Annotated in this window: 21 protein-coding genes; 6 read left to right on the top strand and 15 right to left on the bottom strand. The window is 70.3% G+C overall.

Annotated elements, in window-relative coordinates:
- Positions 1 to 5: 5 nt before the first annotated feature.
- From ACO06I_RS13865 to ACO06I_RS13855, 3 genes are all read left to right on the top strand, one after another.
- Positions 6 to 347: a proton-translocating transhydrogenase family protein gene (locus ACO06I_RS13865; RefSeq protein WP_421933151.1), complete on the top strand. Its 342-nt coding sequence runs from the start codon at positions 6 to 8 to the stop codon at positions 345 to 347.
- Positions 344 to 1,762 (top strand): NAD(P)(+) transhydrogenase (Re/Si-specific) subunit beta, encoded by a 1,419-nt coding sequence (locus tag ACO06I_RS13860; RefSeq protein ID WP_421933150.1) that lies wholly within the window; start codon positions 344 to 346, stop codon positions 1,760 to 1,762. The genes ACO06I_RS13865 and ACO06I_RS13860 overlap by 4 nt, the downstream gene beginning before the upstream one ends.
- Positions 1,763 to 2,038: 276 nt before the next feature.
- Positions 2,039 to 2,806 (top strand): M23 family metallopeptidase, encoded by a 768-nt coding sequence (locus ACO06I_RS13855; RefSeq protein WP_421933149.1) that lies wholly within the window; start codon positions 2,039 to 2,041, stop codon positions 2,804 to 2,806.
- Here ACO06I_RS13855 and ACO06I_RS13850 read toward each other — a convergent pair.
- Positions 2,803 to 3,204 carry a hypothetical protein gene (locus ACO06I_RS13850; protein ID WP_421933148.1) on the bottom strand — a complete coding sequence of 134 codons (402 nt, stop codon included), beginning with the start codon at positions 3,202 to 3,204 and terminating at the stop codon, positions 2,803 to 2,805. The genes ACO06I_RS13855 and ACO06I_RS13850 overlap by 4 nt on opposite strands.
- A gap of 118 nt (positions 3,205 to 3,322) precedes the next feature.
- Between ACO06I_RS13850 and ACO06I_RS13845 the strand changes: the two genes are divergently transcribed.
- Positions 3,323 to 3,826: a hypothetical protein gene (locus ACO06I_RS13845; protein ID WP_421933147.1), complete on the top strand. Its 504-nt coding sequence runs from the start codon at positions 3,323 to 3,325 to the stop codon at positions 3,824 to 3,826.
- A gap of 49 nt (positions 3,827 to 3,875) precedes the next feature.
- Positions 3,876 to 4,742, top strand: coding sequence for an alpha/beta fold hydrolase (locus tag ACO06I_RS13840; RefSeq protein WP_421933146.1), 867 nt, complete (start codon positions 3,876 to 3,878; stop codon positions 4,740 to 4,742).
- Positions 4,743 to 5,041: 299 nt separating this feature from the next.
- Here ACO06I_RS13840 and tilS read toward each other — a convergent pair whose 3' ends face one another.
- From tilS to ruvC, 12 genes are all read right to left on the bottom strand, one after another.
- Positions 5,042 to 6,262 (bottom strand): tRNA lysidine(34) synthetase TilS, encoded by a 1,221-nt coding sequence (gene tilS / locus ACO06I_RS13835; RefSeq protein WP_421933145.1) that lies wholly within the window; start codon positions 6,260 to 6,262, stop codon positions 5,042 to 5,044.
- Positions 6,250 to 7,092, bottom strand: a complete 843-nt coding sequence (gene ybgF / locus ACO06I_RS13830) for a tol-pal system protein YbgF (protein WP_421933144.1) — start codon at positions 7,090 to 7,092, stop codon at positions 6,250 to 6,252. Before ybgF ends, tilS begins: the two co-directional genes overlap by 13 nt.
- A gap of 122 nt (positions 7,093 to 7,214) precedes the next feature.
- Positions 7,215 to 7,751 carry a peptidoglycan-associated lipoprotein Pal gene (gene pal / locus ACO06I_RS13825; protein WP_421933143.1) on the bottom strand — a complete coding sequence of 179 codons (537 nt, stop codon included), beginning with the start codon at positions 7,749 to 7,751 and terminating at the stop codon, positions 7,215 to 7,217.
- Between the two features lie 128 nt (positions 7,752 to 7,879).
- The gene (tolB, locus tag ACO06I_RS13820) at positions 7,880 to 9,175 is read right to left on the bottom strand and encodes a Tol-Pal system beta propeller repeat protein TolB (RefSeq protein ID WP_421933631.1); all 1,296 of its coding nucleotides are present in this window, start codon (positions 9,173 to 9,175) and stop codon (positions 7,880 to 7,882) included.
- Between the two features lie 23 nt (positions 9,176 to 9,198).
- Entirely contained in the window at positions 9,199 to 10,023 is an 825-nt protein-coding gene (locus ACO06I_RS13815) for an energy transducer TonB (RefSeq protein ID WP_421933142.1), read from the bottom strand.
- Between the two features lie 7 nt (positions 10,024 to 10,030).
- On the bottom strand, positions 10,031 to 10,525 hold the full coding sequence (locus tag ACO06I_RS13810) for an ExbD/TolR family protein (protein WP_421933141.1): 495 nt from the start codon (positions 10,523 to 10,525) through the stop codon (positions 10,031 to 10,033).
- A gap of 4 nt (positions 10,526 to 10,529) precedes the next feature.
- Entirely contained in the window at positions 10,530 to 11,240 is a 711-nt protein-coding gene (tolQ, locus tag ACO06I_RS13805) for a protein TolQ (RefSeq protein ID WP_421933140.1), read from the bottom strand.
- A 179-nt stretch (positions 11,241 to 11,419) separates the two neighbouring features.
- Positions 11,420 to 11,857, bottom strand: a complete 438-nt coding sequence (locus ACO06I_RS13800; RefSeq protein ID WP_421933139.1) for a YbgC/FadM family acyl-CoA thioesterase — start codon at positions 11,855 to 11,857, stop codon at positions 11,420 to 11,422.
- On the bottom strand, positions 11,854 to 12,225 hold the full coding sequence (locus tag ACO06I_RS13795; protein WP_421933138.1) for a hypothetical protein: 372 nt from the start codon (positions 12,223 to 12,225) through the stop codon (positions 11,854 to 11,856). The genes ACO06I_RS13800 and ACO06I_RS13795 overlap by 4 nt, the downstream gene beginning before the upstream one ends.
- Before the next feature lie 79 nt (positions 12,226 to 12,304).
- Positions 12,305 to 13,339 (bottom strand): Holliday junction branch migration DNA helicase RuvB, encoded by a 1,035-nt coding sequence (gene ruvB, locus ACO06I_RS13790; RefSeq protein ID WP_421933137.1) that lies wholly within the window; start codon positions 13,337 to 13,339, stop codon positions 12,305 to 12,307.
- Positions 13,336 to 13,950 carry a Holliday junction branch migration protein RuvA gene (gene ruvA, locus ACO06I_RS13785; protein WP_421933136.1) on the bottom strand — a complete coding sequence of 205 codons (615 nt, stop codon included), beginning with the start codon at positions 13,948 to 13,950 and terminating at the stop codon, positions 13,336 to 13,338. Before ruvA ends, ruvB begins: the two co-directional genes overlap by 4 nt.
- Positions 13,947 to 14,447, bottom strand: coding sequence for a crossover junction endodeoxyribonuclease RuvC (gene ruvC, locus ACO06I_RS13780; protein WP_421933135.1), 501 nt, complete (start codon positions 14,445 to 14,447; stop codon positions 13,947 to 13,949). The genes ruvA and ruvC overlap by 4 nt, the downstream gene beginning before the upstream one ends.
- A gap of 157 nt (positions 14,448 to 14,604) precedes the next feature.
- Between ruvC and ACO06I_RS13775 the strand changes: the two genes are divergently transcribed.
- Positions 14,605 to 15,450: a hypothetical protein gene (locus tag ACO06I_RS13775; protein ID WP_421933134.1), complete on the top strand. Its 846-nt coding sequence runs from the start codon at positions 14,605 to 14,607 to the stop codon at positions 15,448 to 15,450.
- A gap of 7 nt (positions 15,451 to 15,457) precedes the next feature.
- Here ACO06I_RS13775 and ACO06I_RS13770 read toward each other — a convergent pair whose 3' ends face one another.
- Both ACO06I_RS13770 and ACO06I_RS13765 read right to left on the bottom strand, forming a co-directional pair.
- Complete coding sequence (locus ACO06I_RS13770; protein WP_421933133.1) at positions 15,458 to 16,087, bottom strand: energy transducer TonB; 630 nt, start codon at positions 16,085 to 16,087, stop codon at positions 15,458 to 15,460.
- A 52-nt stretch (positions 16,088 to 16,139) separates the two neighbouring features.
- Complete coding sequence (locus tag ACO06I_RS13765; protein WP_421933132.1) at positions 16,140 to 16,847, bottom strand: type I pantothenate kinase; 708 nt, start codon at positions 16,845 to 16,847, stop codon at positions 16,140 to 16,142.
- Positions 16,848 to 16,866 lie beyond the last annotated feature (19 nt).

Below are 16,866 nucleotides of genomic sequence, written 5' to 3'. Positions count from 1 at the left end.
AAACGATGGAAGCCGTCGACCCCACAGTCTTCCGCCTGGCGATCTTCGTGCTGGCGATCTTCGTCGGCTACTACGTCGTCTGGAGCGTGACGCCCGCCCTGCACACCCCGCTGATGGCGGTGACCAACGCCATCTCCTCGGTGATCATCGTCGGCGCCCTGCTGGCCGCCGCCGCCCACGGCGCGCCCGAGGCCGGCCTCACCGGCACGGTCCTGATCTCCAAGGGGGCCGGCGCTGTCGCCGCAGCCTTCGCCGCCGTGAACATCTTCGGCGGCTTCCTGGTCACCCAGCGCATGCTGGCGATGTACAAGAAAAAAGACCCCGTGAAGAAGGAAGCCGCGAAGTGAACGCAAACCTCGCGGCCATCGCCTATATCGTCTCGGGCGTCCTCTTCATCCTGGCCCTGCGCGGCCTGTCCAGCCCCACCACCAGCCAGGCGGGCAACCGCAACGGCATGATCGGCATGGCCATCGCGGTGGGCACCACCCTGCTGACCCTCTGGGGGCAACAGGCGCTCGACACCATCACGCTTGGCCTCATCGTCGGCGGCGTCGCCATCGGCGGCACGGTGGGTGCGGTGATCGCGCGCCGGGTCGCCATGACCTCCATGCCGCAGCTGGTGGCCACCTTCCACAGCCTGGTGGGGGCCGCGGCCTGCCTGGTGGCGGTCGCCGCCATCTATACGCCGGCCGCCTACGGCATCCTCGGCGAGAACGGCCAGATCCACCTCAACTCCCTGGTGGAGCTGTCCCTCGGCTTGGCCATCGGGGCCGTGACCCTGACCGGCTCGATCATCGCGGCGCTGAAGCTGAACGGCAACATGAGCGGCGCGCCGATCCTGCTGCCGGCCCGCCACCTGCTGAACATCGTCATCGCGCTGGCCATCGTCGCCCTGGTGGTGGTGCTGGTGATGAGCGGCGGCCAGGCGATCTGGGCCTTCTGGGCCATAGCCGGCCTCAGCCTGCTGATCGGGATCACACTGATCATCCCCATCGGCGGCGCCGACATGCCCGTCGTCGTGTCCATGCTCAACAGCTATTCCGGCTGGGCGGCGGCGGCGCTTGGCTTCACGCTGGAGAACGTCACCCTGATCATCACCGGGGCCCTGGTGGGCTCGTCCGGGGCGATCCTCAGCTACATCATGTGCAAGGCGATGAACCGCAGCTTCATCTCCGTGATCCTGGGCGGGTTCGGGGCCGACGACGCGGCCGCGGCTTCCGGCGGCAAGGTCGAGACCCGGCCGGTCAAGCAGGGCTCGGCCGACGACGCGGCCTTCATCATGAAGAATGCCAGCAAGGTGATCATCGTCCCCGGCTACGGCATGGCCGTCAGCCAGGCCCAGCATGCGCTGCGCGAGATGGGGGACAAGCTGAAGGAGGAGGGCGTCGAGGTGAAGTACGCCATCCACCCCGTCGCCGGCCGCATGCCGGGCCACATGAACGTGCTGCTGGCCGAGGCCAACGTCCCCTATGACGAGGTCTTCGAGCTGGAGGACATCAACGCCGAGTTCCCCACCGCCGACGTGGCCTTCGTGATCGGCGCCAACGACGTCACCAACCCGGCCGCCAAGACCGACCCCTCCAGCGCCATCTACGGCATGCCGATCCTGGACGTCGAGAAGGCCCGTACGGTCCTCTTCGTGAAGCGCGGCATGAGCTCCGGCTATGCCGGGGTCGAGAACGAACTCTTCTTCCGCGACAACACCATGATGCTGTTCGGGGACGCCAAGAAGATGGTCGAGGGAATCCTCAAGGCGCTCTGACGCCCGAGGCCGCCGCCGGAGTCACGCCCAGACCCGGCGGCCCCCTGCCTGCCATTTTGTCGCAGGCCCGTAAGAACACCGTTTACCAGTCGACTCTATGGTGGCGCTTCGTTCGACGCCGCGACAATAGGTCAAAGGTATTCCATTAACCCTGCCGTCTTTTCGTCCCAAAGACCCGGCATCTAGCCCGCGCACATCCGTGGGAAATCGTCGAGGCTGTCCGCATAACCTCTAGCGGACGAGTTTAAAGCTCGACTTTACTGGAAGAGGTTCCGTTTGAGTTCGAAGTCCTCGTCGGCGACCGATCGCGTGCGCCATTTCGGTCTGGAGACCGCCGCCGCGGTGGTGCTGGGCCTGGCCGCGGTCACCGTCGCCTACGCCGCCTTGCCCGACGTCAAGCAGAAGCCCGTGGCCTCGGCGCCGGCCGCGCCCGCCGCGCCGGCCGTCGAACCCGCGCCACCGCCCCCGGTGTTCGAGTGCGGCAATCCCGTGCCCGGACAACTGATCAACTCCCCCTTCGGCCTGCGCCGCCTGCCCTGGGAAGACCATGGCCGTCTCCACGAGGGGGTCGACATTGCCGGCCCCACCGGGACCAAGGTCGTGGCCGTGGCCGACGGCATCGTGGTCCGCGCGGGCGAGAGCCCCTCCTACGGGCGCTATGTCGAGATCGAGCACGGGGTCGGCCTCACCAGCTTCTACGCCCACCTGGGCAAGATCGAACGCGTGGCCCGCAAGGGCGCCTATGTCGAGGCCGGCAAGCCGATCGGCCGTATGGGCTCCAGCGGCACCTCCACCGGGCCGCACGTCCACTTCGAGATCCGCCAGGATGACAAGCCGCTCAATCCCCTGGTGTTCATGAACCGCGAGTTCGCCACCGTGGCCGACCTGCCCCTGAAGCTGGGCGCCTATGTCTCGCCCCGCGTGCGCATCGCCTATGTCTCCGAGATCCCGGAGAGCAAGAAGGCGCTGATGGAGGCCAAGGCCGCCAAGGGCAAGAAGGGCAAGGGCGGCAAGGTCCGCCAGACCCTGCGGTTCAACAGCTAGAGTCTCGGCTTTCCCGAGGCGCGGTCCGCCGCGACCGCCGCCACCAGCACCGCGATCACCAGACCCGCCCGCGTCCACAGCGGATAGCCGGTGGTCACCAGGGTCCAGGCCGCGAAGGCCAGGAACAGGCCGCTGACGATGCGGCCGGCCAGCGCCCGGCGTCCGGCGATCAGGTTGGCGCTCCAGGCGGCGGCCAGGGCCCCCAGCAGCCAGGCCAGGATGGTGCCGACCTGGGCGCCGAAGGGCAGGACCGCGGTGGCCGCGCGGATAGCGGCCGGATCGGTCAGGTTCACGCCGGGCGGCGGCGGGAAGATCATGTTGGCCGCCCCGTCGACGACCCCCAGCACCACCAGGCCGATCAGGGGCCCGAGAATCACCGCCAGAATCAGCCGCAGCATGGTCGAATCCCTCTTCGCGCGGCCGAGAACCTAACCCCAGTAAGGCTCCGGCGCACGGCCTTGTGGCACGGCCAAGCTTGTGCCCATCCTCGTGTCATAAAAAACGAGGAAACGACCCATGCGTTCAGGCTTTAGCGGGCTTGCGCTCGCGTCCGTCCTTCTACTGAGTGCTTCGCTCGCCGCCTGCGGGAAGAGCGAACCCGCGGCCCCGGCCGGTCCCCCGGCCCTGGCGCTCTCCATGGCCGAGGGCGCCCACGGCATCCTTCCGGCCCAGAGCGTCGAGATCAAGACCAAGGGCTCGACGGCCAAGGTGGCCATGACTCCCAACTGGCGGGTCGGCGGCCAGCAGCTCAACATCATGTGGTACGCCGGCGCCAGCCAGACCAAGCGCTTCTTCGTGGTCACCGAGACGGGGACTGCGGCCGACCAACCCAAGTTCCTCGCCAACCCGGAGACCGGGGTGCGCAACGTCCGGGTCAGCTTCGACGGCGGCGCGCCGGTGGCCCTCAAGCCCACCACCGCGCGGGCGCCCTTCGACGTCCCGGCGGGCGCAAAGGCGGTGACCCGGGTGGAGATCGACTACGGGTCTTCCGAGGCGCCCCAGACGGTCGTCTGGAAATAGCCGCAAACCGGCCTTGCGCCTGACCGGGCGGGACTCCTAAGTCTCGCCCATGGCCAAGGCCGGATTCCATCCCACGCGCGGCGCCCTCGTCGATATCGGCGGGCGGCGGCTGCGCGTGGTCCGGGCCGGGGACGCCTCGGCCGAGCCCCTGATCGTCCTGGAGTGCGGCGCCTTCGGCTGCGCCGCCGACTGGGCCGTGGTGCAGCAGCGCCTGGCGGAGAAGGGCCTGCGCAGCCTGGCCTATGACCGGGCGGGACTGGGCTATTCCGATCCCGGCCCCCGCCCCCGCGACGGGCGGGCCATCGCCGCCGACCTGGAGGCGCTGCTGGCCCATCTGGGCGAGACCGGGCCCCTGATCCTGGTAGGCCATTCCATGGGCGGCCTGCTGCTGCGGGTCTTCGTCGGACGCAACCGCGACCGGGTCACCGGCGTCGTGCTGGTGGACGCCGTCACCCCGGAGACCATCGAGAGCCCCGCCGCCGCGCGCGCCATCCATGGCTTCCGGCGGGCCATGAAGCTGGTGGGCCGCTGGTCGGGAATCGGCTTCATGAAGCCCTTCGCCCTGGTGGTGGGCGACAAGATCGGCCTGGAGGGCGAGGCCTCCACAGAGAAGCGGCGCATCTACGGCCTGGCCAGTCACGCCCACTGGTCGGCGGAGGAGGTGGCCCACTGGGCGGCCACCTCGGCCCAGGGGCGCGAGATCGGACATTATGACCCCAGCCTGCCGGTGGCGGTGGTGAACGCCGGCGGAACGCGGCTGCCGGCCCGGCTGAAGGCCATCCAGGCGGCGCCCGCCCACGCCTCGGCGCGGGGCTATGTGGTCGACATCGCCGGGGCCAACCACTCCACCCTGCTGGGCAAGCGGTTCGCCGACCCGATCATCGTCGGGATCGAACACGTGATGGCGGACGGTTAGCCCGCGGCCTCGCGGCCGCGGGCCTGTCCTCAGTCGAGGGGATCTTCGACCCCGACGTCCTTCTGCAGATGAGCCGATAGTCTTCCGGACAGTCGGCGCCGGATGAGGGCGCGGTCCTGCTGAGGCGCGCGACGACGCCTAGGCGCGAGGACTCGCGCCAGCCATTTGAATAGGTCCATTGAAACCCGAAATTGAAGGTTGAAGGTCGGCGGTCTGACGCATGACGATCTCCTTCCTTGTCTCGGGTTCCGGCCGGTGGTGGCCGCAGAAGGTTCATATCAGGCCGAGTGGGGCCTCGGCTAGGCCGGTTCCCGATCGACGGCGCCGCAGGCGGCCCGCAGCCGGTCCAGGGCCAGCGGCCTGACCGATATCCCGGCGGTCGCGGTCAGCAGCGGCGAGCCTTCGCCCGCGATGAATGGCAGGGCGCCCCGCGCGCCGGCCGGCAAGACGAGCAGGGCCGCGCGCGCGGCGGGCGACAGGCTCGCCGCGTGGCCTGTCAGGGCCTGAACCCGGACCGCCCGCGTCGTGACGATCTCGAAGCGGCCATCCCAGACGCCCGTCGCCCCCGCGGCCAGGTCCAGGGGCGCGAGCCCGCCCCGCCGGGCCTCCCCGGGCTCGCGCAGGAATCGGACCTGTGTCCGGTCGGCCTCGATGCGTGCGCCGGCCAGGGTCGCGGCGCCGGGCGCCTCGCGCGCCAGGGCGGCCGCCAGGCGCCCCAGCCGGGCGCCCCGCGGCGGGCGGGTTGTTCCAGCCGCGCAGAGGCAGGCGGCGGCGAAGAAGGCCTGTGGCGCCCCCGCGAGCGCGCTGCGCGGCAGGACCAGTCCGCCGGCGAGGTCTGCGGCCGCCCGGGCCAGTTCGGCGAGGCTTCCGGCGAGCGCGGCCTCGTCGACCTCGTCGCCGGTGAGGGCGGCGCGGGCGCGGGCGCGGGCGAAGCGGTGGTCGTCGTTGGCGGGGTCGTCGATCCAGGTCTCGCCACGCTCGCTGAGCCAGGCGCGGAGGTGGGCGCGGGTCTGGCTGAGCAGGGGACGCAGCAGGAAGACGCCCCGGCCCTCCGGCCAGGACGGCGAGGGACTCCACTCACGCGGGCTGGGGGTGGTGGCGCCCGTCTCCCGCATCGCCGCGGCCTCGAGGCGGTCGCTGGCGGTGTGGCCCATCAGGACCACCTTGGCCCCGGCCTCCCGGGCGGCGTCGGCGATCAGGCGGTGGCGGGCGATCCGCGCCGCGGCGGGCAGGCCGGTCGCGGGCTTCTCCCCCTCCCAGGCGAGCGCCCGGAAGCCGGCGCCGAGGCGGTGGGCTGTGGCCGCGCAGGCCTGCGTCCAGGCCGCGCTCTCGGCGCGCAGGCGGTGATCCACGGTCAGGATGAGCAGCGACCGGCCATGGGCCTTGGCCCAGTCGGCGGCGATCAGGGCCAGGGCCAGGGAATCTCCGCCGCCGGACAGGGCCACGGCGATCGGCGCGGCGCTCGCGCTCAGCAGATGGCGGTCGAGAGCCTCTCGGACGACGGCCTCTAGGCCGCGCACTTGGCCTGGGTCCGGGCGGCGGCGGCGCGGCCCTTCACGGCGGCGGCGGCCTTGGGATAGCGGCGGTCGAACTCGCCCAGGATCTGGCAGGCGTCGGCGGGCTTCTTCAGCGCCACCAGGGCGCGGGCCAGCTCCACCGTGGCGTCGGGCGCCCAGCTGGTGGCGGGCCAGCCGCGGATGGCGCCGATATAGGCCTGGGCGGCGTCGGCGTGGGCGGCGCGGGCCGACAGGGTCTTGCCCAGCCAGTAGCGGGCCTCCGGCGCCTTGGCGCTGTCGTCATAGCGGTCGACATAGTCGCGGAAGGCGCCCTCGGCGCCGGTGTAGTCGCCGCTGAGCATCAGCTGGCGGGCCGCCGTGAAGGCCTCCGACGCGGTGGGGGCCGGTCCGGCCGCCACCGTCGCCCCACCGGCGAGGTCGGGGGCGGGGCCCTCGGGCGCCGGCGCGGCCTGGCGCTGCTCGACCCCGCCGAGGCGGTCGGTCAGGGCCTTGTTGTCCCGCTTCAGGGCTTCGGTGTCGCGCTTGGCCTGTTCGAGGTCGTGGCTGGTGGTCTCCAGCTGGCCGTTCACCCGGGTCAGGGCCTGTTCCAGATCGGCGATGCGGCGGGTCAGTTCCTGGAGCTGGTAGTCGGTCTCGGCGGGCTGGACGACCACCGGCTTTCCGGAGTCGCGGCCCTGGAAGACGATGGAGCGCAGCTCGCGCATCACCTGCTCCATGCGGTCCAGGCGACGGGCGTCGCGGGCGTCCAGCGGATCGATCGGCGTCTGCGCGAAGGCGGGGGTCGCCAGGGTGAGGACGGCGGCGGATGCGAGGGCGAGGCGGCGAAGGGTCATGCGGTCATCATCTTCAGGTCGGGTGGGCCAAATTGGGGCCCGTCCACAGGATTAGTCCAGAACGCAAAGAGGGGCCCCGCATCGGGGGCCCCTCTCGCACTCTCCTCGAACTGTGGTGCGCCTTAGCGCGCGCCGCCGGTGATGGCCGTGTGGCCGTTCCGGTTGCGCTGGTAGGCCTCTTCGCTGGTGCCCGGATCGATCGGGCGTTCCTTGCCGAAGGACACGGTGGAGATCCGCGCCGGCGAGACGCCGCGGCTCACCAGATATTCCCGCACCGAGTTGGCGCGGCGGGCGCCGAGCGCCAGGTTGTATTCGCGGGTGCCGCGTTCGTCGGCGTTGCCTTCGATCCGGACCGCGACGCTGGGATAGCGCACCAGCCACTGGGCCTGGGCGTCCAGCACCGGGCTGGCGTCGGAGCGGATGTCGTAGCGGTCGAAGTCGAAATAGACCCGGTCGCCGATATTGATCACGAAGTCCTGGATCGAGCCGGGGACCACATTGCCCGTGCTCGGGCCGGGGCCCGGTTGCGACGGATAGCCGGGGCCGGGACCCGGGCCGGGCGTCGGGCCGGGCTTGGGACGGCTGGCGCAGGCGGCCATGGACAGAGCCGCCGTGGTGACAAGCGCCAGTCGAAGGGCGTGCTTGGTGCTGAAGCTCATGTCGGGCTTCTCCTTAAGCTGGGTTTCGCCGGCGCCAACCGCGCCATTTCCTAAACTCTACCTGCATTTCCATCTGCCGGACATTCAAATGACCGCCACTACGGAAAGGTTACACCTGAATTCTCTCATCAGTTGAGCAGAGGAGACCAGGCTGGGTCTGACCCGGAACCCGGATAGGGCGCCGCGCGCAGGATTCGACCTGTTACATCCACCGTCCACAAACGCGGAGGTCCGCCCTGCGTTTCCCGGCTGAACATCAACACCCGCCCGTTCGGCGCCCAGGTGGGGCTTTCATCCAGGTAGCTGGTGGTCAAAAGCCGCTCATCCGAACCGTCCGGCCGCATGACGCCGATGTGGAACTCGCCCCCCGTCTGCTTGGTGAAGGCGATGAAGTCCCCCACCGGGCTCCAGACCGGGGTGGTATAGCGCCCCGATCCATAAGAAATGCGACGGACGCCCGAGCCGTCGGAATTCATGATGTAGAGCTGGGGCGAGCCGCCGCGGTCGGAGTTGAAGACGATCTTGGTCCCATCCGGCGAGAAGGAGGCCGAGGTGTCGATCCCGGGGTCGGAGGTCAGGCGCGCCGAGGTGCGGCTCTTGAGGTTCATCACATAGATGTCGCTGTTGCCGCCCCGCTCGACGGAGAAGGCCACGCGGCCGCCGTCGGGGGAGAAGCGCGGCGCATAGACCATGCCCGGGAACTGGCCGATGCTTTCGCGCCGCGCGGTCTCCAGGTTGAACAGGTAGATGGCCGAGCCCTCCGGCCGCAGGGTCATGTAGGTGATCTCCTGGCTGGTGGCGGAGAACCTGGGCGACATGACGATGTAGGAGCCGTCGGTCAGATAGCTGGGATTGGCCCCGTCCTGGTCCATGATGGCCAGGGTCTTGGTGCGGTTCAGACGCCCCCCGGTCTCCGAGACGAAGACGATGCGGGTGTCGAAATAGCCCTTCTCCCCGGTCAGCCGCTCATAGACGGCGTCGGAGATCTTGTGGGCGACGCGGCGCCAGTTCTCCGGGGTGGAGGTGAACTGCAGGCCCAGCAGCTGCTGCTCGGAATAGACGTCCCACAGCCGGAAATCGACCCGCAGGCGGCCGCCCTCTACAGTCACCTGGCCGTTGACCAGGGCCTGGGCGTTGATCGCCTTCCAGTCGGGGAAGCGCGGCTGGACGGCCACGTCCAGGCCCTTCTCGATGAAGGCGGCGGGATTGATGGGGGCGAACAGCCCCGAGCGTTCCAGGTTGCCGGTGATGACCTGGGCGATGTCGGCGCCGCGGGTTCCGCCGAAGGCCGGGACGGCGATGGGCAAGGGCTGGACGTCGCCCTTGTTCACGTCGATCTCGATCTGGGCCTGGGCCGGTGTGACCAGGGACGCGGAGGCGAGCAACAGGCTGGCGATCGCCAGGCAGAGGGCCTTCAGTCGCATGGGACGGGTCTCCTTGGGGGCGCTCATCGGCAGGCTTCCTGGGCGTTGAAGGTGGGGGCCCAGGCCTGGCCGTAGACCTCGCGGGGCAGGGACTTCTCGGCCGCGGCCTGGCGCACGGCGCGGATGGCGCGCTCGGCGGCGGCCCGGACCACGGGGTTGGACGAATTCTCCTGGCCGCCGGCCTCCACCGGGCCGACCACCTGGCCGCCGGCCGACAGGGTGAAGGTCACCCGGACGCGGACGTCGCGGCCGCCCTCGACCTCGCAATTGGGGTTCCAGCGGCGCTGCAGCTCCGAGACCAGACCGGCGAGCGCGCTGGCCGAGACCCCCTTGCCGGCGCCGGCTGAGGGCCGGGCCTCGCGCGCGGTCTCCTGGCGGGCCGGACCCTGGGCGGCCGACGAGGCCTTGCCGCCGGAGGGGCGGCTCTTGGCGATGCTGGCCGACAGGGCGTCGAGGTCCAGGGCCTTCTGGGGCTTGGCGGGGGCGGGCTTCTGCTGGCCCTTGGCGGCGGGATCGACGGTGGGCTTGGCCGCGGCCGGCGCCTTGGCGGGGGTGGGCGCGGGCTGGGGCGCGGGGGGAACCGGCTCGGGCGCCGGCGTTTCGAGGGCGGGTTCGGGCGGGGCGTCGGGGACAGGCGCCTCGGTGGCGGCGGTCTGCTCCTGGGCGGCCTGGGCCGCGGCGCGCAGGTCGGTATAGGTGGCGTTGGAGATGATGTTGACCGGCACGGTGGTGCCGGCCGGAAGCTGCTTCTGCCATGGCCAGGAGATCAGGGCGGCCACCAGCACCCCGCCGTGCAGCAGCAGGGAGGCGAGCATGGCCGCGGAGAAATCCGACCGGGTGCGCGTCATGCCGGCCTCAGGTCCCCGGGGCGTCCGGGGCGGGGGTCCCGCCGGAAGAGGGGCCGCCGGTGTCGGTGATGAGGTTGATCGACTTGAAGCCCGAGGTCGACAGGGCGGCCATCACCTGGGCCACCACCGCATAGGAGGCCCGGCCGTCGGCCCGCACATAGATCGGCTTGGCGGTGACGTCGCCGGACATGGCCCGCAGGCGCGGGGCGAGCCCCGCGAAGGGGACGGGGTCCTCCTGGACGAACAGCGAGCCGTCGGCGCGGATGGAGACGGTGAGCGGCTCGGACTGGTCCTCCATGGCGCCGGCCTCGGTCTTGGGCAGCTCCACGGGGACGCCCACGGTCAGCAGGGGGGCGGAGATCATGAAGACGATCAGCAGCACCAGCATCACGTCCACCAGGGGGGTGACGTTGATCTCCGAGAGCGCGCCGCGGCGACCGCCGCGACGGCGCCTGCGGCTGCCGCCGGAGGCCGAGAAGGCGTCGTGGCTCGAGATCGCCATGGCCCTAGGTCCGGTCCGCCAGCCGCCGCTGGATGGCGGTGGACAGGTCGTCGGCGAAGCCCTCCAGGCGGGCGGTGTAGCGCGAGGCGTCGGTGGAGAACTTGTTGTAGGCGATATAGGCGGGAATCGCGCTGATCAGGCCGATGGCGGTGGCGAACAGGGCCTCGGCGATGGAGGGGGCGACCACGGCCAGGTTGGTGTTCTTCTGGATCGCGATCTCCTGGAAGGCGTGCATGATCCCCCAGACGGTGCCGAACAGGCCGATGAAGGGCGAGGCGGTGGCGACGATGGCGAGCGAGCCGAGCCCGTCCTCCACCCGCTGGGCCTCGCGGGCGATGGTGGTGTCCAGCACCCGGTCGATGCGCTGGATCAGGAAGGCGGCCTGGGTGTCGGTGGCCAGGCCCTTGGCCCGGGCGTCACGCCACTCGCGCAGGGCGCCCTGCAGCATGCGGGGCAGGGCGTGCTTGGGCCGCTCGCCGGCCTCCTGGGCGATGTCCTCCAGGCTGCGGCCGGAGGAGACCTGATTCTCGAACCGGTCCGCCTGGCCGTTCAGCACCGAGAAGCGGAAGAACTTGTCGATGATCACCGTCCAGGACCAGAGCGAGGACAGGGCCAGGCCCGCCATCACGGTCTTCACGACCCAGTCGGCGCGCAGGAAGAGGGCGATGAAGGAGAAGGTCTCGGGCGTGATCGCGGCGGGGACTGCGGGGTCCATGCGGCCTGGGCTCCGTGGTTTGCGTCCGGCCAGGATTGGCTTGGAACGGCGCGGTGTCGAACTTAAGGCCAAGCCGCTCAAGAAATGTCCGTTTCTCTTTGAAACGGACATTTCTGACCACTTTTAGTCTAGAGCGCGATGGCCGCCGAAACCGGGATTCCACTTTCGGCTATCGCGCTCTAGCAAAAAAGGGGCCTGAGCGTCGCTATGAGTTCCTTGGGCGGCTTTCGCGGCCGTCCTGCGAGATCGATACAGGCGGCCTCGACGACCGCCTGCGCAATCACCTGCTCGCCGCGGGTGATCTTCTGGTTGATGAACAGTCGCGGGCCCGCCATGCGGTCGTAGGTGGTGCGCACCAGCAGGGCGTCGTCGATGCGGGCCGGCGCCTTGAAGTCCAGTTCCAGCCGCACGACGGTGAAGGCGGCGGGGTCCGGGCGCTCCAGCAGCTGTGCGTGGCCGATGCCGGCCACCCGCAGGAAGTCGCTGCGGCCGCGCTCGAAGAACCGCACGTACTGGCCATGATAGACGACGCCGGTGAAGTCGGTGTCCTCGTAGTAGATGCGCACCGGAAGCTGGTGCTCCCGGCCGACGATCTCGCCGGCATAGGGTTCGGTCATCGGGGACGGTCCTGCAGCATGGCCGCGGTCAGGATGGCGCCGACCCCGAACAGGAGCCAGGCCGCGCCGCCTACCAGGCGAGCGGGATTGGCCGCGTAGAGCTCCGGCGACCAGACCATGGCCAGCGCATCCAGCAGGACGCCGACCGTGCAGAGGATGGCCGCGGTGGGCAGGCGCGGCGCGGGGCCGCCGGAGGTGATCCTGTGGACCACGCTCACCAGCACCGGCGACATCAGGGCGGTGATCCCGAACAGGGCCAGGGTGACAGGACCGCCGCTGAACAGGCCGAAGGGCAGGGTCAGCCGGATGAAGGCCGCCGCGACGAACCAGAGCACGGCGCCCAGCAGGATCAGGGAAAGGGTTCGCATCGCCCCCTTATGCCCGGATGGGTGCGAGGCGGTCGAGGAGACTCTCCTCTCCCCACGTCTTTGGGGGAGAGGAAGAGCGCTATTCGTCCTCGAACAGCCCGGCCTGGCCGCCGGCCTGGATCTGCGGCGGCGGCGTGAGGCCGATATGGGCGTAGGCCTTGGCGCAGATCATGCGGCCCCGCGGCGTGCGCTGGATGAAGCCCTGCTGCAGCAGATAGGGCTCGATCACGTCCTCCACCGCGTCGCGGGCCTCGGCGATGGCGTAGGCCAGGGTCTCCACCCCGGCCGGGCCGCCGCCATAGTTCTCGATCAGGGCGCGCAGGTAGCGGCGGTCGAGGGCGTCCAGGCCGGCCTCGTCGACGTCGAGGCGGGCGAGCGCCTTGGCGGCGACCTTGCGATCGATCAGGGTCGCGCCGTCGGCGGCGGCGAAGTCGCGGACCCGGCGCAGCAGGCGCCCGGCCACCCGGGGCGTGCCCCGGGCCCGGGCGGCGATCTCCAGGGCGCCGTCGGGCGACAGCTCCAGGTTCATCTTGCGCGCCGCCTGGGTCAGCACCTTCTGCAGCTCGGGGTGGGTGTAGAATTCCAGGCGCAGGGGAATGCCGAAGCGGTCGCGAAGCGGGGTGGCCAGCAGGCCGGCCCGGGTCGTGGCCGCCACCAGGGTAAAGGGGGCGAGATCGATGCGGATCGAGCGGGCCGAGGGGCCATCGCCGATGATCAGGTCCAGGACGTGGTCCTCCATGGCCGGATAGAGGATCTCCTCCACATTGGCCGGCAGGCGGTGGATCTCGTCGATGAACAGGACGTCGCGGGGCTCGAGATTGGTGAGGATCGCCGCAAGGTCGCCGGCCTTGGCCAGGACCGGGCCGGAGGTGGCGCGGAAGTTCACCCCCAGCTCGCGGGCGACGATCTGGGCCAGGGTGGTCTTGCCGAGGCCCGGCGGACCGAACAGCAGGACGTGGTCCAGGGCCTCCTCGCGGGCCTTGGCCGCCTCGATGAAGACCGAGAGATTGCCCTTGGCCTGCTCCTGGCCGACGAATTCGGACAGGGTCTGGGGCCGCAGGGCCTTGTCATGGCTCTCCAGCGGGGCTTCCTCGCCCGAAACCAGGCGGGTCAACGCCCCAGCTCCTGCAGGCCAGCCTTGATCAGGGCCTGGACGGTGGCCTCATCCCCCAGGCGCAGGGCGGCCTGTTCGACGACGCGCCGCGCGTTCACCTCGGCGATGCCCAACCCCATCAGGGCCGAGACCGCCTCGCCGGCGGCCGAGGGCGGCGGCGGGCTCGGGGCAGCGGCGGTGGCGTGGAAGGCGGCCACCGGGCCGTCGGTGAGCGGCTTGTCCTTCAGCTCGGTGACGATGCGCAGGGCGAGCTTGGGGCCGACCCCGTTGGCGCGGGCCACGGCGGCCTTGTCCTCGCGGGCGGCGGCCTGGGCCAGTTCGGCCGGCGACAGGATGTCCAGCACCCCCAGGGCCGCCTTGGGGCCGACCCCCTGGATCGATTGCAGGATGACGAAGGCGCGGCGCTCGTCGCGGCCGAGGAAGCCGTAGAGCCGCATGCCGGTGGCCTCGGACCACTGGGTCTCGACGTGCAGCACCGCCTCTTCGCCCAGCGCCGGCAGGTGGGTGAGGGTGCGCGACCCGCAGCGGACCACATAGCCGACCCCGGCCACGTCGATCAGGGCGTCCTCCTCGCCGACCTCGGCCACCAGGCCCCGCAGCCGCCCGATCATGCCGCGACCCCCAGCCTGCGGACCTTGCGGGCGTGGGCGTGGGCGATGGCGACGGCGAGCGCGTCGGCGGCGTCGGCGGTGGTGGGGCCGGCCTTGGGCAGCAGCCGGGCGATCATGAAGGCGACCTGGGTCTTGTCGGCTGCTCCGGTGCCCACCACGGCCTTCTTGACCACGGTGGCGGCGTATTCGGCCACCGGCAGGCCGGCCCGGGCCGGGACCACCAGGGCCATGGCCCTGGCGTGGCCGAGCTTCAGGGCCGAGGCGGCGTTGTTGTTCATGAAGGTCTCCTCCACCGCCGCCTCGTGCGGGCCGTGCAAGGCGACGACCTCGCTGATGCCCTCGAACAGGGCCAGCAGGCGGTCCGCGAATGGCGCGGTGTCCTTCGGGGCGATGACGCCGTGGGCCACGTGGGTCAGCCGCGCCCCTTCGATCTCGATCACGCCCCACCCGGTGCGGCGCAGGCCGGGATCGAGGCCGAGGATGCGGATGGCGGTCATGCGGGACTCAGGCGTTCGGGATATGTTCCGGTGATACAGCGGCGATCGGGGTTAAGGAAGGGTGTTCTGGCGCTCCTGCTACGGGCGGCGAGGCCGCGGCGCGTAATCTTCCATTATCCCTCCTCAAGGTAGAGCTTGCGGCGCGAGGGGGACGAACATGCGCTGGTTGACGAGCCTGGTGGCGGTCTTGAGCTTGGGCCTGGCGTCCTGCGCCTCCCACCAGACCATGCTGGAGGTGCAGCGCCCGCCGCTGCGCAACGCCATCGCCTTCGCCGTGCCCCCGGGCCATCCCTTCTACCAGACCGTCGTGGTCGACTACGTCTCCGGGATGAGCCAGCACTCCTTCCTGTTCTCCGAGGCCAACCAGGCCCAGTTCCGGCCGCAGCTCGCCCTGCTGCTGGAAAAGTCCGGCATGCTGGCGCCCACCCCCATCGCCGCCCGCTACGGCCTGCAGGTCGAGTTCGTCGACCTGGACGGCTCGGCCTTCGGCGCCACCTTCGAGAGCCGCAGCCGGGCCATCTACCGCATCGTCGACCGGCGCAGCGGTCGGACCGCCTTCCAGACCACCGTGGATTCAGGCTTCAGCGCCCGTTTCGTCGGCCTCAACGAGCGCGACGCCGTGGCCCTGGTGAGCCTCGGCCTGCTGGGCAACCCCTTCGACGTGCTCAAGCTGTCCAACTACATCGCCCCGGGGACCTGGGAGGGCGACGGCGTGGAGCGCCGGGCCCTGGCCCGCGAAGGGGACCTGGCCGTCAGCGGCTATGGCGACCGCGACGGCTTCCGGCGCGGCCAGCAGGCCGACTATCAGATGATGAAACAGAGCGTGGCCAAGTTCGTCCTGGCGCTCAGCGAGGACCAGCACATCCCGATCCGGGTGATCCTGCCCTGCCTCTACAACGCCGACATCGAGGCCCAGAAGGCCGAGCTGGAGGTGCGCCACATCCGCTGGGTGGAGGACGATTGCAGCCGCTATCCGCAGAAGGCCCGGCCGATCGTTTACTAGGGCAAGCTCACTTCGGAAGCTTTGCTACGCAACTCTCGAGTTCATAGCCCCGCTTGGGCCTCAGTGTGCCGTTGGCCGCCTCACCACGCGCGCGGGCCATGGCGGACTCGACCTTAGACGGTGAGCTGTACCTCCCTGCGGCAGCGCTCATCATCTTGGCGGCCCAATACATTGCGCCGCGCCAGGCCTGCAGGTCTTCGGCGTTGGCTTCGGCGCGGTTGGCGAATTGCCCATAGCAGATTGCGAAATCATCAGGATCTGGCCGCCGCATGAATTCGGAGCCGGGTAGGACGTATCGGACCTTGATTTCGCCGGTTTCGCCCTCGACGGGCGCACCATCCTTCGCAGCGGTCGCCATGCGGAACAGGGGCGCCAATTTCAATGTCGCCTCGCCAAACCCAGCACTTGCTGGATACTGACGGGTGACAGTGCAGTTGGTCAGGTGGCCATCAGCTGTCGCCTTGCAGGCCATAGCGGCCACCCCCTCCACGTTGGCCCTTTGCGCGGCGACCGGATAGACGCGCGCGATTTCCTCAGGCGTTGGAGTACTGACCCAGAGCGCTTCTCTTTCCTTCGTAGGCTCCACGGCGACGGCTTCCGCCGCAAGGGCCGCCATCGCGGCGAGAACGATCAACATCAACAAGCTCCACCTTGGATCGCGCGATCCTGCACGCTCAGGTGGATTGGCGCTAGCCCCGCGCCTCCACCGCCACGATGGCGTGGTCGGGGCCCTTGCGCACCACCAGGTCGGCCTGGGCGCGGGCCGGCGCGATGTGGTCGCGCAGGTTCTTCAGGTTGACCTTCTGCCAGACCATCCTGGCCAGGCCTTCGACCTCGGGCCGGCTCATGCCGCGGAAGCGGGCGTAGAAGGAGGCGGGGTCGTGCTCGGCGGCCTCCCACAGGCCCAGGAAGCGGTCGACGTACCAGGCCTCCAGGTGGGCCTCCTCGGCGTCCAGATAGACCAGGGTGTCGATCAGGGAGGGGCCGTGGGTCGGGACCAGGTTCAGCCCCTCGATCACCAGGACGTCGGGCGGGTCCAGGGTGCGGGCGAGCGCCGGGTCGACGTCATAGGTGACGTGGGAATAGCCAGGGAAGATCGTCGGTCCCTGGCGCACGCCCTCCAGGGCCGCGCGCAGGGCGGCGTGGTCGTAGGAGGGCGGGAAGCCCTTCTGGTTGGTGAGCTCCAGCTCCGCCAGCCGGGCGTTGGGCAGCAGGAAGCCGTCGGTGCAGACCAGCTCCACCCGCTCGCCGTCCGCGGCCAGGTGTTCGGCCAGGCTCTGGGCGAAGACGCTCTTGCCGGCGGCGACGGCGCCGGTGACGCCGACCACATAGGTCCCCGACGCAGGACGCCGCGCGGCCAGGCGCTCGGCCACCTGGCTCAGATCCATCCCGGCCATCGGCCCTCCGCATTTTCCG

It is taken from the genome of Phenylobacterium sp., assembly GCF_965229015.1.
Taxonomy (GTDB): Bacteria; Pseudomonadota; Alphaproteobacteria; order Caulobacterales; family Caulobacteraceae; genus Phenylobacterium.
Note: the sequence above shows the minus strand (reverse complement) of the source record. Positions and strands in the feature narration are given on the sequence as shown.

Excerpts from the sequence above, each read along its gene's own strand:
- ACO06I_RS13845 (WP_421933147.1), top strand. The coding sequence starts at position 3,323 with ATGCGTTCAGGCTTTAGCGGGCTTGCGCTCGCGTCCGTCCTTCTACTG.
- ACO06I_RS13800 (WP_421933139.1), bottom strand. The coding sequence starts at position 11,857 with ATGACCGAACCCTATGCCGGCGAGATCGTCGGCCGGGAGCACCAGCTT.
- tolQ (WP_421933140.1), bottom strand. The coding sequence starts at position 11,240 with ATGGACCCCGCAGTCCCCGCCGCGATCACGCCCGAGACCTTCTCCTTC.
- ACO06I_RS13865 (WP_421933151.1), top strand. The coding sequence starts at position 6 with ATGGAAGCCGTCGACCCCACAGTCTTCCGCCTGGCGATCTTCGTGCTG.
- ACO06I_RS13810 (WP_421933141.1), bottom strand. The coding sequence starts at position 10,525 with ATGGCGATCTCGAGCCACGACGCCTTCTCGGCCTCCGGCGGCAGCCGC.
- ruvC (WP_421933135.1), bottom strand. The coding sequence starts at position 14,447 with ATGACCGCCATCCGCATCCTCGGCCTCGATCCCGGCCTGCGCCGCACC.
- pal (WP_421933143.1), bottom strand. The coding sequence starts at position 7,751 with ATGAGCTTCAGCACCAAGCACGCCCTTCGACTGGCGCTTGTCACCACG.
- ACO06I_RS13850 (WP_421933148.1), bottom strand. The coding sequence starts at position 3,204 with ATGCTGCGGCTGATTCTGGCGGTGATTCTCGGGCCCCTGATCGGCCTG.
- ybgF (WP_421933144.1), bottom strand. The coding sequence starts at position 7,092 with ATGACCCTTCGCCGCCTCGCCCTCGCATCCGCCGCCGTCCTCACCCTG.
- ACO06I_RS13840 (WP_421933146.1), top strand. The coding sequence starts at position 3,876 with ATGGCCAAGGCCGGATTCCATCCCACGCGCGGCGCCCTCGTCGATATC.
- tolB (WP_421933631.1), bottom strand. The coding sequence starts at position 9,175 with ATGCGACTGAAGGCCCTCTGCCTGGCGATCGCCAGCCTGTTGCTCGCC.
- ACO06I_RS13795 (WP_421933138.1), bottom strand. The coding sequence starts at position 12,225 with ATGCGAACCCTTTCCCTGATCCTGCTGGGCGCCGTGCTCTGGTTCGTC.
- ACO06I_RS13770 (WP_421933133.1), bottom strand. The coding sequence starts at position 16,087 with ATGTTGATCGTTCTCGCCGCGATGGCGGCCCTTGCGGCGGAAGCCGTC.
- ACO06I_RS13815 (WP_421933142.1), bottom strand. The coding sequence starts at position 10,023 with ATGACGCGCACCCGGTCGGATTTCTCCGCGGCCATGCTCGCCTCCCTG.
- ruvA (WP_421933136.1), bottom strand. The coding sequence starts at position 13,950 with ATGATCGGGCGGCTGCGGGGCCTGGTGGCCGAGGTCGGCGAGGAGGAC.
- ACO06I_RS13775 (WP_421933134.1), top strand. The coding sequence starts at position 14,605 with ATGCGCTGGTTGACGAGCCTGGTGGCGGTCTTGAGCTTGGGCCTGGCG.
- ACO06I_RS13765 (WP_421933132.1), bottom strand. The coding sequence starts at position 16,847 with ATGGCCGGGATGGATCTGAGCCAGGTGGCCGAGCGCCTGGCCGCGCGG.